This window comes from Burkholderia sp. KL41, assembly GCF_057005415.2.
Genome location: NZ_CM174446.1, coordinates 635,826 through 649,664, shown reverse-complemented (window position 1 = coordinate 649,664; position 13,839 = coordinate 635,826). Strand labels below are relative to the sequence as shown.

Annotated in this window: 13 protein-coding genes; 9 read left to right on the top strand and 4 right to left on the bottom strand. The window is 64.9% G+C overall.

Features of this window, described 5'->3' with window-relative positions; all coding sequences use genetic code 11:
* Positions 1 to 5: 5 nt before the first annotated feature.
* The 9 genes from PQB87_RS03150 (at position 6) to PQB87_RS03110 (ending at position 7,590) form a co-directional block, all read left to right on the top strand.
* Positions 6 to 557 (top strand): TlpA family protein disulfide reductase, encoded by a 552-nt coding sequence (locus PQB87_RS03150; protein ID WP_021161888.1) that lies wholly within the window; start codon positions 6 to 8, stop codon positions 555 to 557.
* Positions 558 to 751: 194 nt separating this feature from the next.
* Positions 752 to 1,204, top strand: coding sequence for a type II 3-dehydroquinate dehydratase (aroQ, locus tag PQB87_RS03145; protein ID WP_011350880.1), 453 nt, complete (start codon positions 752 to 754; stop codon positions 1,202 to 1,204).
* Between the two features lie 66 nt (positions 1,205 to 1,270).
* A complete protein-coding gene (gene accB / locus PQB87_RS03140) occupies positions 1,271 to 1,744 on the top strand; it encodes an acetyl-CoA carboxylase biotin carboxyl carrier protein (protein WP_021161889.1) in 474 nt (157 codons plus the stop codon).
* An 84-nt stretch (positions 1,745 to 1,828) separates the two neighbouring features.
* Positions 1,829 to 3,196, top strand: coding sequence for an acetyl-CoA carboxylase biotin carboxylase subunit (gene accC / locus PQB87_RS03135; protein WP_021161890.1), 1,368 nt, complete (start codon positions 1,829 to 1,831; stop codon positions 3,194 to 3,196).
* 2 nt (positions 3,197 to 3,198) lie between these two features.
* Positions 3,199 to 4,101: a 50S ribosomal protein L11 methyltransferase gene (gene prmA / locus PQB87_RS03130; protein WP_021161891.1), complete on the top strand. Its 903-nt coding sequence runs from the start codon at positions 3,199 to 3,201 to the stop codon at positions 4,099 to 4,101.
* Positions 4,102 to 4,146: 45 nt separating this feature from the next.
* A complete protein-coding gene (locus PQB87_RS03125) occupies positions 4,147 to 5,496 on the top strand; it encodes a zinc-ribbon and DUF3426 domain-containing protein (RefSeq protein ID WP_111941431.1) in 1,350 nt (449 codons plus the stop codon).
* Between the two features lie 73 nt (positions 5,497 to 5,569).
* Positions 5,570 to 6,073 (top strand): thiol peroxidase, encoded by a 504-nt coding sequence (gene tpx, locus PQB87_RS03120; protein ID WP_011350875.1) that lies wholly within the window; start codon positions 5,570 to 5,572, stop codon positions 6,071 to 6,073.
* A gap of 85 nt (positions 6,074 to 6,158) precedes the next feature.
* Positions 6,159 to 7,097, top strand: coding sequence for a carbohydrate kinase family protein (locus PQB87_RS03115; protein WP_059687189.1), 939 nt, complete (start codon positions 6,159 to 6,161; stop codon positions 7,095 to 7,097).
* Positions 7,098 to 7,116: 19 nt separating this feature from the next.
* Positions 7,117 to 7,590: an outer membrane lipoprotein gene (locus PQB87_RS03110; RefSeq protein WP_021161893.1), complete on the top strand. Its 474-nt coding sequence runs from the start codon at positions 7,117 to 7,119 to the stop codon at positions 7,588 to 7,590.
* A 258-nt stretch (positions 7,591 to 7,848) separates the two neighbouring features.
* Here the strand turns inward: PQB87_RS03110 and PQB87_RS03105 are convergent, their stop codons facing one another.
* The 4 genes from PQB87_RS03105 to PQB87_RS03090 form a co-directional block, all read right to left on the bottom strand.
* Positions 7,849 to 8,517 (bottom strand): histone H1-like DNA-binding protein, encoded by a 669-nt coding sequence (locus tag PQB87_RS03105; protein ID WP_021161894.1) that lies wholly within the window; start codon positions 8,515 to 8,517, stop codon positions 7,849 to 7,851.
* 28 nt (positions 8,518 to 8,545) lie between these two features.
* Positions 8,546 to 8,872, bottom strand: a complete 327-nt coding sequence (locus PQB87_RS03100) for a hypothetical protein (protein WP_080982133.1) — start codon at positions 8,870 to 8,872, stop codon at positions 8,546 to 8,548.
* Positions 8,873 to 8,955: 83 nt separating this feature from the next.
* Positions 8,956 to 10,167: a ribonucleotide-diphosphate reductase subunit beta gene (locus PQB87_RS03095; protein ID WP_059687190.1), complete on the bottom strand. Its 1,212-nt coding sequence runs from the start codon at positions 10,165 to 10,167 to the stop codon at positions 8,956 to 8,958.
* Positions 10,168 to 10,532: 365 nt separating this feature from the next.
* On the bottom strand, positions 10,533 to 13,526 hold the full coding sequence (locus PQB87_RS03090) for a ribonucleoside-diphosphate reductase subunit alpha (RefSeq protein WP_027788430.1): 2,994 nt from the start codon (positions 13,524 to 13,526) through the stop codon (positions 10,533 to 10,535).
* Between the last annotated feature and the right edge of the window lie 313 nt (positions 13,527 to 13,839).

Genomic DNA, 13,839 nt, shown 5'->3' with positions numbered 1-13,839 from the left:
CAACGATGATGATGAAACGCATGTTGGCGCTCGCGGTCGTCGCGGCCGCCGCCGTTGCCGGCGGGCTCGCCGCCGGCCATTGGTTCCGCGGCACCGCCGATGACGGGGTCGCCGTCGCCGCGCCCGCCGCACAGGGCAGCCCGGTCGAACAGTTGTGGGCGGCCTCCCTGACGGGTGTCGACGGCAAGCCGGCCACGCTGTCTGCCTTCAAGGGCCAGAAGGTCGTCGTCAATTTCTGGGCGTCATGGTGCGGCCCGTGCGTCGAGGAGATGCCGGAACTCGTCGCGCTGTCGCACCAATACAAACAGAAGGGCATCCGTTTCATCGGGATCGGCGTCGATTCCGAACAGAACGTGAAGAACTTTCTGCAGAAGGTGAAGGTCGACTATCCCGTCTTCGTCAGCGGTTACGCGGGTGCCGATCTGGCCCGCAATTTTGGGAATACCGCCGGCGCGTTGCCGTTTACGGTCGTCATCGACCAAACAGGCAAGATTCGCGAGACAAAATTGGGACAAATCCAGCCGGCCGAGCTGAAAAAGACGCTCGACGCGCTGTAACCTGTCCGAACGGCAGCCCGGACGTTGTCGGCGATTTACCCGTCGATCGCCGCAATTTCGCGTGAATTCGCCGATACTTTGCATGCGCGCCGGTAATTCTTGCAGGTCCCGCGCGCTCGGCCGCTCGGCAAAACTAGACAAATTTCTCTAAATAGCGCTAAAGTTCGCGCAATTCCGCAGAAATAGAAGCGACCATGACACGATTGCTGGTGCTGCACGGCCCCAACCTGAACCTTCTCGGCACCCGGGAACCGGAGGTGTACGGCCGCGTCACGCTCGCACAGATCGATCAGGCGCTTGCCGCGCGTGCCCGGGAAGCCGGCGCCGAACTGTCGTCGTTCCAGAGCAACCATGAAGGCGCGCTGGTCGACCGCATCCAGGCCGCGCGGGAGGAACAGACCGATTTCATCCTGATCAATCCGGCCGCGTATACGCACACGAGCGTCGCGATCCGGGACGCGATCGCCGGCGTTGGCATCCCGTTCGTCGAGGTTCACTTGTCGAACGTGCATCGCCGCGAAGCGTTCAGGCACCACTCCTACTTTTCCGACCAGGCCGAAGGCGTGATCTGCGGGCTCGGCTGGAAAGGTTATCTGTACGCGCTCGAGTACGCGCTGGACAAGCTGCAAGGCACGTCGCGCGGCTGAATTCGCGATCTAGATTCAGCGCCGGCCCCTAACCGGCGCTTTCACGTATTGAAAGGGGAATTCCCGATGGATCTTCGTAAGCTGAAAACTCTGATCGACCTCGTTTCCGAATCCGGCATCTCCGAGCTGGAAGTGACGGAAGGCGAAGGCAAGGTGCGCATCGTCAAGAACGCGCCGCCGGTCTACGTGCAGCCGACGGCTGGGTATGCCCCGCAAGTCAGCGCGCCCGCTCCGTCGGTCGCGCTGCCGACCGAAGGCGCTGCCGCGCCGGCCGCTGGCGGCGCTGCCGCACCGGCTGCCCCGCAGGGCCACGTCGTGACGTCGCCGATGGTCGGCACGTTCTATCGCGCGCCGTCGCCGGGCGCGGATCCGTTCGTCCAGGTGGGCGACACGGTCAAGGAAGGCCAGACGATCTGCATCATCGAAGCGATGAAGCTGCTCAACGAGATCGAGTCGGACAAGGCCGGCGTGATCAAGGAAATCCTCGTCGAGAACGGCCAGGCCGTCGAATACGGCCAGCCGCTTTTCGTGATCGGCTAAATCCGCCGCGCGGCCCGCGGGCCGCGCACCGCCGATGCTCGCCAGGCGCCGTTCGCGCGCCCCTCGAAGAGACGAATACTCGCTATGTTTGAAAAAATCCTCATTGCCAACCGCGGTGAAATCGCGCTGCGCATCCAGCGTGCGTGCCGCGAGCTCGGCGTCAAGACGGTGGTCGTCTACTCGGAAGCCGACAAGGAAGCCAAGTACGTGCGCCTTGCGGACGAAGCCGTCTGTATCGGCCCGGCCCCGTCGAACCTGAGCTACCTGAACATGCCGGCGCTGATCAGCGCCGCGGAAGTCACCGACGCCGAAGCGATCCACCCCGGCTACGGCTTCCTGTCGGAGAACGCCGATTTCGCGGAACGCGTCGAGCAGTCGGGCTTCACGTTCATCGGCCCGCGCCCGGAAACGATCCGCATGATGGGTGACAAGGTCACCGCGAAGCAGACGATGATCAAGACCGGCGTGCCGTGCGTGCCGGGCTCGGAAGGCGCGTTGCCGGACGATCCGAAGGAGATCGTCAAGATTGCGCGCGCGATCGGCTATCCGGTCATCATCAAGGCGGCGGGCGGCGGTGGCGGGCGCGGGATGCGCGTCGTGCACACCGAGGCCGCGCTCGTCAACGCGGTCAACATGACCCGCGAGGAAGCCGGCCGTGCGTTCGGCAACCCGCAGGTGTACATGGAGAAGTTCCTCGAGAACCCGCGCCACATCGAAATCCAGGTGCTGTCCGACGCGTACAAGAACGCGATCTGGCTCGGCGAACGCGATTGCTCGATGCAGCGCCGCCACCAGAAGGTGATCGAGGAAGCGCCGGCGCCCGGCATTCCGCGCCGCCTGATCGACCGCATCGGCGACCGCTGCGCGGACGCCTGCAAGAAGATGGGCTATCTCGGCGCGGGCACGTTCGAATTCCTGTACGAAAACGGCGAGTTCTACTTCATCGAGATGAACACGCGCGTGCAGGTCGAGCATCCGGTATCGGAGCTGATCACGGGCGTCGACATCGTGCAGGAACAGATCCGCATCGCGGCCGGCGAGAAGCTCACGCTGCGCCAGCGCGACATCCAGTTCCGCGGACATGCGATCGAATGCCGGATCAACGCCGAAGATCCGTTCAAGTTCACGCCGTCGCCGGGCCGGATCACGTCGTGGCATACACCGGGCGGCCCCGGCGTGCGCGTCGATTCGCACGCCTACAATGGCTATTTCGTGCCGCCGAACTATGATTCGATGATCGGCAAGCTGATCACCTACGGCGCGACGCGCGAGCAGGCGATCAGCCGGATGCGCATCGCGCTGTCCGAAATGGTCGTCGAAGGCATCCAGACCAACATCCCGCTGCACCGCGAGCTGATGATCGATTCGAAGTTCGTCGAAGGCGGCACCAGCATCCACTACCTCGAAAACCGGCTCGCCCAGAAGCAGCAGGTCGCACCGGAAGAAGCGTAAGCATGAGCTATCGCGAACTCGTCGTCGAACTGGCCCGTGAGCATGCGGAGGCACTGTCCGACGCGCTGCTCGAACTCGGCGCGCTGTCGGTGTCCGTGGAAGACGCCGACGCCGACACGCCCGACGAACAGCCGCTCTTCGGCGAGCCGGGCCTCGTGCCCGACCGCACCGCGTGGCAGCACTCGCGCGTGGTCGCGCTGCTCGCGGCCGAGCATGAGCCGGCCGTGCTGCTCGCCGCGGCTGCCAACGAGATCGGCATCGCTGAAACGCCGACGTTCGTCGTCCGCGAAGTCGAGGAACAGGACTGGGTGCGACTCACGCAATCGCAGTTCGAGCCGATCCCGATCGGCGAGCGGATCTGGGTCGTGCCGTCGTGGCACGATGCGCCCGATCCCGATGCGCTCGTCCTCGAACTCGATCCGGGCCTCGCGTTCGGTACCGGCAGCCATCCGACCACGCGCCTGTGCATGGAATGGCTCGAGCAGTCGGTGAAACCCGGCCAATCGGTGCTCGACTACGGTTGCGGTTCGGGCATTCTCGCGATCCTCGCGAAGAAATGCGGGGCGAACCCCGTCATCGGCATCGACATCGATCCGCAAGCCGTCGAATCGGCACGGCAGAACAGCGAACGCAACCGTGCGGAAGTCACGTACGGGCTGCCCGATGCGTGCCCGGACGGCGAATTCGACATCGTCGTCGCGAACATCCTGTCGAATCCGCTGAAGCTGATGGCGTCGATGCTCGCATCGAAGGTCAAGCCGGGCGGGCGCATCGCGCTGTCGGGCGTGCTCGCGCGCCAGGCGGACGAAGTCGCGGCCGTCTACGCGCGCTACGTCGACATCTCGGTCTGGCGTGAACACGAAGGTTGGGTATGCCTCGCCGGAACCCGGCGCGAAAGCCATTAGAATAGCGCTGTCCTTCACTCTGGCCAGCAGGCCGCCCGGCTCGACATGCTTCTTGCGACGCGCTGCCCTCATTGCGAAACCGTCTTCCGGCTGCAGCAGGAACAGCTCTCGCTGCATCAAGGGCTCGTGCGCTGCGGGCATTGCCACGAAGTCTTCAACGCATCCGAGTCGCTCGTTCACGAGCACGTGCAGCAGCCCGAGCCGGCCCTGACCGAACCGGCTGCCGCGCCGGACGAAGGCAACGCGCACCATCCGGCCCCGCCGGCCCGGCTGTTCACTGCCGATGCGCCGGCCGGGGTATCTTCCGACACCGATTACAAGCCGGAAGGCTGGGACATGTGGGCGCCGTGGCTCGACGCCGGCGTCGACCCGTCGCTGCAACACAACGTGCAGACCGTGCGCACCGAGCCGCTGATACCGCTCGCCCTTCCGTCCACCGACGCCGGCGTCGTTCACTTGTCGGGTACGCCCGCGCCGTTCGCCCCCTCCCCGACCGAGCTGGACACTTCCGCGGCCGTCGTGCAACCAGCCGAATCGCTGCAGACACAAACACCGCGGGATACCGAATCATCGGCCGCGCCCGTCGAGCGCGACCCACGTGAGCCGCGCTTCGTCGCGCACCGTCCGTCGGACGCAGATACCGCTCACGATGCCGCCGAACCCGTCGGCACCGCGCACTTCGCCGTGCCGGACGACGAACGCGCGCCGCGCGAACCGCGTTTTGCATTCGCGCCGGCACCGGCCATCGCAACAGCCGGATCCGAACCCGACACCGGTACCGACGCAAAGGCACCGCACGACGAGAAACCAGCCGCGGCCGCCAGCGCGCCGGCCGCACCGTTCCCCGCTGCGCTGACCGACGACGATCGTCCTCACTTCGCCGTCACGCGCGAGACGCGCGCCCCGCAGCGGCGCGGAATGCTCGGCGGCTTTTTCGGCGGCCTCGTCGCCGCCGTGCTGGCCGTGCTGCTCGTCGCGCAACTCGCGTGGTGGCAACGCGAAACGCTGATGATCCACTGGCCGGTCACGCAGGGCTGGTTCCGGCAGGCCTGCGCGCCGCTCGGCTGCGCGGTCGCGCCGCCGCGCGCGATCGACGGCCTGCGGCTCGACGCGACCGACCTGCGCCAGCTCGACGGCCCGCGCGAGCTCGAGCTGAAGGTACCGCTGACGAACCGCTACCGCGTCGCGCTCGCCTACCCGTCGCTCGAACTGACGCTGCTGGACGACACCAACCACGTGACCGTGCGCCGCGTACTCGCGCCGCGCGACTACGTGCGCCCGGGCACGCCGATCGACGCCGGGTTGCCGCCCGGCACGACGCAGACGATGGTCGTCCGCCTCGAAACGAACGGCACGCCCGCCTCGAATTTCCGCGTCCAGATCTTCTATCCGTGACGCACCGCGGCGCGCGCATGCGCGCCCGTCTCAACCCGCGCGCCCGAGCGGCGCGCTCATTCGGAGCACGAACATGAGCAAAGTTACGCTGGGTGGCAACCCGATCGATCTCGCCGGCACGTTCCCGGCCGTCGGCGCGCAAGGCGCCGATTTCAAGCTGGTCGGCAAGGATCTCGCCGACCTGTCGCTCGCCAGCTTCGCCGGCAAGCGCAAGGTGCTGAACATCGTACCGAGCCTCGACACGCCGACCTGCGCGACGTCGACCCGCAAGTTCAACGAAGCCGCATCGTCGCTCGACAACACGGTTGTCGTCGTCGTGTCGGCCGACCTGCCGTTCGCCGCGACGCGCTTCTGCACGACCGAAGGCCTCGAGAACGTCGTGACGGCTTCGACGTTCCGCACCGGCCGCGCATTCGCGAACGCGTACGGCGTCGACGTGACGAGCGGCCCGCTGAACGGCCTGACCGCCCGTGCGGTCGTCGTGCTCGACGCGCAGGACAAGGTGATCCACGCGGAACTCGTCGGCGAAATCAAGGACGAGCCGAACTACGATGCAGCGCTCGCCGCACTGAAGTAAGCTTTCTTTCGCTTTCCCCTGCCGCGCCGCGCCTTTCGCGCGGCGTTGTCGCGCAGGGTCCCTCATTTCTACAGGAACGCACACCTTGGCTACGTTGATTTGCGGCTCGATCGCCTACGACTCCATCATGACCTTCGAAGGGCGGTTCCGTGAGCACATCCTGCCCGACCAGGTGCACCTCATCAACCTGAGCTTCCTGGTGCCGACGATGCGCCGCGAATTCGGCGGCTGCGCGGGCAACATCGCGTACGCGCTGCACCAGCTCGGCGGCGATGCACGCATGATGGGAACGGTGGGCGCGCTCGACGCGCAGCCGTATCTCGACCGGCTCGACCAGCTCGGCCTGCGCCGCGACCACGTTCGCGTGCTGCCCGATACCTATACGGCGCAGGCGATGATCACGACCGATCTCGACAACAACCAGATCGCGGCGTTCCACCCGGGCGCGATGATGCAGTCGCACCTGAACCACGCGGGCGACGCGCCGGACATCAAGCTCGCGATCGTCGGCCCTGACGGCTTCGACGGGATGGTGCAGCACGTGGAAGAGCTCGCCAAGGCCGGTGTGCCGTTCGTGTTTGATCCGGGCCAGGGCCTGCCGCTGTTCGACGGTGCGACGCTGCGCCGCAGCATTGAACTTGCGACCTATGTAGCGGTCAACGACTACGAGGCCAAGCTGGTGAGCGACAAGACGGGATGGTCCGAAGATGAAATCGCCAGCCGGGTCGACGCCCTCGTCATCACGCGTGGCGAGCACGGCGCGACCATCCGCCACAAGCAGGGTGCGGAGCAGATTCCGGTCGTACCGGCCGAGCACATCGCCGATCCGACCGGCTGCGGCGATGCCTTCCGGGGCGGCCTGCTGTACGGCATCGAGCATGGCCTCGACTGGGCAACCACGGGCCGCCTCGCGAGCCTGATGGGCTCGATCAAGATCGCCCACCAGGGGCCCCAGACTTACGTACTGACGCGCGCCGAGATCGACGCGCGCTTCGAGACTGCATTCGGTTACAGTCTCAAATGAATATTGTGGGAGAGCAAAGATGTTGACGAAAAAGACCCTCACGCTCGCGGCCATGCTGACGGCCTCGCTGACGCTCACCGGTTGCTTCACCGCGCCGGGCTCGGCGGATGTCTATAGCGTCGGCCAGGCGCAGCGCGAACAGACGGTTCGCATGGGCACGGTCGAAAGCGTCCGTGCAGTGCGCATCCAGTCCGACGGCGGCGGCAGTGCGATCGGCACGCTCGGCGGCGGCGCACTCGGTGCGGTGGCAGGCAGCGCGATCGGCGGCGGCAAGGGATCGATCCTGACCGCGATCGCGGGCGGTCTCGTCGGTGCGGTCGCGGGCAACGCGGTCGGCGAAAACCTCAGCACGGCGAACGGTGTCGAAATCACCGTGCGCCTCGACAACGGCGATCTGCGCTCGATCACGCAGGCAGCAAGCGGCGAAGCGTTCCGCGCCGGTGAGCGGGTGCGACTGCTGTCGAGCGGCGGCGTCACGCGCGTCACGCACTAACAGGTACCTCAGCTCGCGGCGCAAGCCGCGGTCGAACGCATGTGCGAAGCTGCACATGCGTTTTTTTTCGTCCGTACTCGCCGCGGCCCGCATACGGGCAGCCGGCATACGGGCAGCCGGCACACCGGCTCCCCGGCACATCGGCAAACACGGACGAAAAAAATCCCGCCACCTGAGCCAGATGGCGGGACTGATTGAGTAGCGCTACTCAACCCACGGACACCATGTGAGTGTCCGGGTGGTACGGGTCAGCCTCGATTACGGACGGCTGCCGGTCGGGAACGGCCATGCCGCTGCCGGGTTGAGCGCGGTCTTCACGCCCGATGCCGGCGCAACCGATGCGGTCGACGCGGTCGTTGCCGGCGCAGCCTTCTTCACGACGGCCTTCTTCGGAGCTGCAGCCTTCTTGGCCGGTGCAGCAGCCTTCTTCGCCGGAGCAGCGGCCTTCTTCGCAGGAGCAGCGGCAGCCTTCTTCGCAGCAGGCGCAGCCTTCTTCGCGGCAGCCTTCTTCGCAGGCGCGGCCTTCTTCGCAGCAGCCTTCTTAGCAGGCGCGGCCTTCTTCGCAGCAGCCTTCTTCGCCGGTGCGGCCTTCTTCGCAGCAGCCTTCTTCGCCGGTGCGGCCTTCTTCGCAGCAACCTTCTTCACTGCGACTTTCTTGGCTGCGACCTTCTTCGCTGCGGCCTTCTTCGCCGGTGCTGCCTTCTTCGCAGCAACCTTCTTCACCGCGACCTTCTTGGCTGCAACCTTCTTCGCTGCGGCCTTCTTCGCCGGTGCTGCCTTCTTCGCGGCAACCTTCTTCACCGCGACCTTCTTCGCAGCAACCTTCTTCACTGCAGCAGCCTTCTTCGCCGGAGCAGCAGCCTTCTTCGCAACGGTCTTCTTGGCAGCAACTTTCTTAGCAGCCGGTTTCTTCTTGGCGGTAGCCATGTTGTTCTCCTTCAGGTTCAGATGAGAGTCAGTTCAAACTACACCCTTCGTCAAAACCCGCTTCCCGCGGACGCTGTTCAGGACGTGCGCTTCGAAGCGGGCTATTCATCGGCGTACGCGGATACCACGCGCTTACGCTAATGAATACGGTATGGCGCGCGTGACCACCCGGCCTCGCGCGCCAAATCAAGTCGGTAGCCGGCGCACCTCGCGCCGCTACCCCTAATCGCTTGATCAAGCGGACCGCCACACGGCCGTCCGCTTTTTCCGGAGGGAAGTTTGCCCATCCCACTGAAGGGTTCGCAAAGTGCCTGTCGTGTCGTTGGGCCGTTAAGGCACCGGGCATGCTTTGCATCAGGCGTTCTTGCTCCTAAACCTTGGGCCGGGGCCGAGAGGCCACCGGCTGCTCACATCATGTGACAGGTTCGCTGCTGCGGGTTATTCCCAGGACAGCGCACCGCCCGTCTGATACTCGATCACACGCGTCTCGAAGAAGTTGCGTTCCTTCTTCAGGTCGATCATCTCGCTCATCCACGGGAACGGGTTTTCCTCGTTCGGGTACAGCGGATCGAGGCCGATCTGCTGGCAACGGCGGTTGCTGATGAAGCGCAGGTAGCTCTTGAACATCGACGCGTTCAAACCCAGCACGCCGCGCGGCATCGTGTCTTCGGCGTAGCGGTATTCGAGTTCGACAGCCTGCTTGAACAGCTCGCGGATCTCGGCGCGGAATTCCGCGGTCCAGAGATGCGGGTTCTCGAGCTTGATCTGGTTGATCAGGTCGATGCCGAAATTGCAGTGCATCGACTCGTCGCGCAGGATGTACTGATATTGCTCTGCAGCACCCGTCATCTTGTTCTGGCGGCCGAGCGCGAGGATCTGCGTGAACCCGACATAGAAGAACAGGCCTTCCATGATGCAGGCGAACACGATCAGCGACTTCAGCAGCTTCTGGTCCGCTTCGAGCGTGCCGGTCTTGAAGGCCGGATCCGTCAGCGTGTGGATGAACGGGATCAGGAATTCGTCCTTCGCGCGGATCGACGCGACCTCGTGGTACGCGTTGAAGATCTCGCCTTCGTCGAGACCGAGCGATTCGACAATATATTGGTACGCGTGCGTGTGGATCGCTTCCTCGAACGCCTGGCGCAGCAGGAACTGCCGGCACTCGGGCGCCGTGATGTGGCGGTACGTGCCGAGCACGATGTTGTTCGCCGCGAGCGAATCGGCCGTCACGAAGAAGCCGAGGTTGCGCTTCACGATGCGGCGCTCGTCCTCGGTCAGACCGTTCGGGTCCTTCCACAGTGCGATGTCGCGGGACATGTTGATTTCCTGCGGCATCCAGTGGTTCGCGCAACCGGCCAGATACTTTTCCCACGCCCACTTGTACTTGAACGGCACCAGCTGATTCACGTCAGTCTGGCCGTTGATGATGCGCTTGTCGGCGACATTGACCCGCGCTTCCGAACCGCCGGCGGGAACAGCCGATGCTTGCGGCGGCACCGCAAGATCGCCTTCGAAAATGTCACGGACCTGATGGGCGGCAGGCGTTGCAGCCTGCATTCCGACAGCCATCCCGGCGGAGGTGCGCATTGCGTTTTGCTGCGCTCCGCTCGCGGGGGTTACGGCAGTCTTCTCGTCATCCCAGTTGAGCATAAATTCTCACCATCAATTTAGAACGGTTTGTACCATCTTTTCCTGAGCGATAAAAGGGTTCGCTCACGAAAAATCCTTTTTTCGATTCGCGTTGCGACCTCGATACAACACTTTGAGCAACGCATCGTCATTCATGCAGCGCGCGATGTGAGTCGCGCGTGTATCGCGAGGTGCGCTCGACGCATCGAACGCTGATCGAAACGCGACGTCGTCGGGGATGTTTCGATCGCTTGTCACTGCCTGCAACGCAGGTGCCGCGTTACAGATTCCTTATCATTTTTTTAGTTGAGAGCGGCGCACACTTCAACCTCGATCGGTCGTCGTGTGCGCCGCCCTTGCCTGCTTCTCAGGTCAGGCGCACTGCGTTACTGGCACGCTTCGCATTCGTCGAAGCCAGGATCGCCCGGACGCATCGTGCACACCGGACCATCCGCCTCGACCGGCGCGAGTGCCGGCGCTGCGTTGACCGCGCCCGACGACGCATCGCCGCCCGCCGCACCAAAGCCGCCCGCTGCGCCTTGCGCGCCGCCGCTGCTCGAGCCGCCGCTCGTCGGCACTGCGTTCAGTGCGCCGTGCGCGACCGTCGATTTCTCGACGTGCGTCGCCGCCATCGTGCGGAGGTAGTAGGTCGTCTTCAGGCCGCGCAACCATGCGAGCTTGTAGACCTCGTCGAGCTTCTTGCCCGACGCGCCGCCCATGTAGATGTTCAGCGACTGCGCCTGGTCGATCCACTTCTGGCGACGCGATGCCGCTTCGACCAGCCACGTCGGGTCGACTTCGAACGCGGTCGCGTAGATCGCGCGCAGGTCGGCCGGGATGCGGTCGATGCGCGACAGCATGCCGTCGAAGTACTTCAGGTCGGCGACCATCACTTCGTCCCACAGGCCGCGTTCCTTCAGGTCGCGGACGAGGTACTCGTTGACCACCGTGAATTCGCCCGACAGGTTCGACTTCACGTACAGGTTCTGGAAGGTCGGCTCGATACAGGCCGACACGCCGATGATGTTCGAGATCGTCGCCGTCGGCGCGATCGCGACGCAGTTCGAGTTGCGCATGCCGTGTGCGGCGATCCGCGAACGCAGCGACGTCCAGTCGAGCGACTCCGACGTGTCGACCTCGACGTAGCCGCCGCGCGCTTCCGTTAGCAGCTTCAGCGTGTCCTGCGGGAGGATGCCGCGATCCCACAGCGAGCCGCGGTAGCTCGAGTAGCGGCCGCGCTCTTCGGCCAGCTCGGTCGACGCGTAGTACGCGTAGTAGCAGACCGCTTCCATCGAACGATCGGCGAACTCGACCGCCGCTTCCGACGCGTACGGCGTGCGCAGCAGGTGCAGGCAGTCCTGGAAGCCCATGATGCCCATGCCGACCGGACGGTGCTTCAGGTTCGAGTTACGCGCCTTCGGCACCGCGTAGTAGTTGATGTCGATCACGTTGTCGAGCATGCGCATCGCGACGCTGATCGTGCGCTTCAGCTTCTCGTGGTCGAGCGCGTAGCTGCCGTCGGCCTGCTTCACCAGGTGGGCGACGAGGTTCACCGAGCCGAGGTTGCACACCGCGATTTCGGTGTCGCTCGTGTTCAGCGTGATTTCCGTGCACAGGTTCGACGAGTGGACGACGCCGACGTGCTGCTGCGGCGAGCGCACGTTGCACGGATCCTTGAACGTGATCCACGGGTGGCCCGTCTCGAACAGCATGCCGAGCATCTTGCGCCAGAGCTGCTGCGCCGGGATCTTCTTGAACAGCTTGATCTCGCCGCGCGCGACCTTCTCTTCGTAAGCCGTGTAAGCCTTCTCGAAATCGGCGCCGAACTTGTCGTGCAGGTCCGGGCAGGTCGACGGCGAGAACAGCGTCCAGTCGGCGCCTTCCATCACCCGCTTCATGAACAGGTCGGGAATCCAGTTCGCCGTGTTCATGTCGTGCGTACGGCGGCGGTCGTCGCCGGTGTTCTTGCGCAGCTCGAGGAATTCCTCGATGTCGAGGTGCCACGACTCGAGGTACGCGCAGACCGCGCCCTTGCGCTTGCCGCCCTGGTTGACCGCGACGGCCGTGTCGTTCACGACCTTCAGGAACGGGACCACGCCTTGCGACTTGCCGTTCGTGCCCTTGATATGCGAGCCGAGTGCACGCACGCGCGTCCAGTCGTTGCCCAAGCCGCCGGCGAACTTCGACAGCAGTGCGTTTTCCTTCAGCGCTTCATAGATGCCGTCGAGATCGTCCGCGACCGTCGTCAGGTAGCACGACGACAGCTGCGAGCGGTGCGTACCCGAGTTGAACAGCGTCGGCGTCGAGCTCATGAAGTCGAAGCTCGACAGCACGTTGTAGAACTCGATCGCGCGCGTCTCGCGGTCGATCTCGTTCAGCGACAGGCCCATCGCGACGCGCATGAAGAATGCCTGCGGCATTTCGATGCGGGTGCCGTCGACGTGCAGGAAGTAACGGTCGTACAGCGTCTGCAGGCCGAGGTAGCCGAACTGCAGGTCGCGGTTCGCGTCGAGCGCTTCGCCGAGACGCTTCAGGTCGAACTGCAGCAGCTTGTCGTCGAGCAGGCCGGCGTCGACGCCGCGCTTCAGGAACTGCGGGAAGTATTCCGCGTAACGGGCCGGCATCTCGGCCTGGACGACTTCCTCGCCGAGGATCTCGCGACGGATCGTGTGCAGCAGGATGCGGGCCGTGACCTGGCTGTATGCCGGGTCCTTCTCGATCATCGTGCGCGCCGCGAGGATCGCCGAGTCGTAGACCTGGCTCATCGGCACGCCGTCGTACAGGTTCTTCACCGTTTCGGCGACGATCGGGTCAGGGTTAACCGCAGCGCCGAGGCCGTCGCATGCCGACACGATCAACGCGCGCAGCGCGTTCAGGTCGAGCGGACGCGTGACGCCGTTGTCGACGACGTTGATACCGGTGCTCGATTCGCCGCCCGCTGCCGCTGCTTCCTCGCCCGCATGCTGGCGCTCCAGGTGACGCTTCTCGCGATACAGCACGTACGCACGCGCGACGTTGTGCTCGCCGCCGCGCATCAGCGCGAGTTCGACCTGGTCCTGGATGTCTTCGATATGGAACGTACCGCCGTTCGGGCGGCTGCGCACGAGCGCGCGCACGACGTTGTGCGTCAGCTGTTCGACCTGCTCGCGCACGCGCGCCGATGCCGCGCCCTGCCCGCCGTTGACGGCCAGGAAAGCCTTGGTCACCGCGATCGCGATCTTCGAAGGTTCGAACGATACGACGCTGCCGTTGCGGCGGATCACCTTGTAGTCGGCGAACGTGGCCTGCGGCGCGAGCGCCTTCGCGCCCTGTTCGGTCCCGCCGAGCGGACGGCTCGAGGCGCTCTCGTACTGGGACGTCGCGTTGTCGGTGGTTTGCATGTGCAAAGCTCCTGGTGTTGGATGGTGCGGAGAGAACCGCGGATTAAAACGAACGCTGCGCAACGCGGTGCGCGAGCGGTAAGAGGCGAGCGATGCGCCGGGGAAGCCGGTTCGGTCGATGCGCGACAACCGAGCCGGTCGTGTGCTTCGTCATGTATCCCCTGCCCCGTCGAAGTTCGCTGCGCTGATCGCGACGCCTGGACCGTCCGGCCTGACGCGCCGCCCTGAGAACCCTGTCCGCCGGCGTTGGCCGCCGGCCGGTGCCGCTCGGGTTTCCCCTGCGACACACACTATATCTAGTGCAGAACCGCTC

What these genes read in the sequence shown, in the direction of transcription:
- PQB87_RS03150 (WP_021161888.1), top strand. Translation starts at nt 6, where the DNA reads ATGATGATGAAACGCATGTTGGCGCTCGCGGTCGTCGCGGCCGCCGCC.
- aroQ (WP_011350880.1), top strand. Translation starts at nt 752, where the DNA reads ATGACACGATTGCTGGTGCTGCACGGCCCCAACCTGAACCTTCTCGGC.
- accB (WP_021161889.1), top strand. Translation starts at nt 1,271, where the DNA reads ATGGATCTTCGTAAGCTGAAAACTCTGATCGACCTCGTTTCCGAATCC.
- accC (WP_021161890.1), top strand. Translation starts at nt 1,829, where the DNA reads ATGTTTGAAAAAATCCTCATTGCCAACCGCGGTGAAATCGCGCTGCGC.
- prmA (WP_021161891.1), top strand. Translation starts at nt 3,199, where the DNA reads ATGAGCTATCGCGAACTCGTCGTCGAACTGGCCCGTGAGCATGCGGAG.
- PQB87_RS03125 (WP_111941431.1), top strand. Translation starts at nt 4,147, where the DNA reads ATGCTTCTTGCGACGCGCTGCCCTCATTGCGAAACCGTCTTCCGGCTG.
- tpx (WP_011350875.1), top strand. Translation starts at nt 5,570, where the DNA reads ATGAGCAAAGTTACGCTGGGTGGCAACCCGATCGATCTCGCCGGCACG.
- PQB87_RS03110 (WP_021161893.1), top strand. Translation starts at nt 7,117, where the DNA reads ATGTTGACGAAAAAGACCCTCACGCTCGCGGCCATGCTGACGGCCTCG.
- PQB87_RS03105 (WP_021161894.1), bottom strand. Translation starts at nt 8,517, where the DNA reads ATGGCTACCGCCAAGAAGAAACCGGCTGCTAAGAAAGTTGCTGCCAAG.
- PQB87_RS03100 (WP_080982133.1), bottom strand. Translation starts at nt 8,872, where the DNA reads ATGCAAAGCATGCCCGGTGCCTTAACGGCCCAACGACACGACAGGCAC.
- PQB87_RS03095 (WP_059687190.1), bottom strand. Translation starts at nt 10,167, where the DNA reads ATGCTCAACTGGGATGACGAGAAGACTGCCGTAACCCCCGCGAGCGGA.
- PQB87_RS03090 (WP_027788430.1), bottom strand. Translation starts at nt 13,526, where the DNA reads ATGCAAACCACCGACAACGCGACGTCCCAGTACGAGAGCGCCTCGAGC.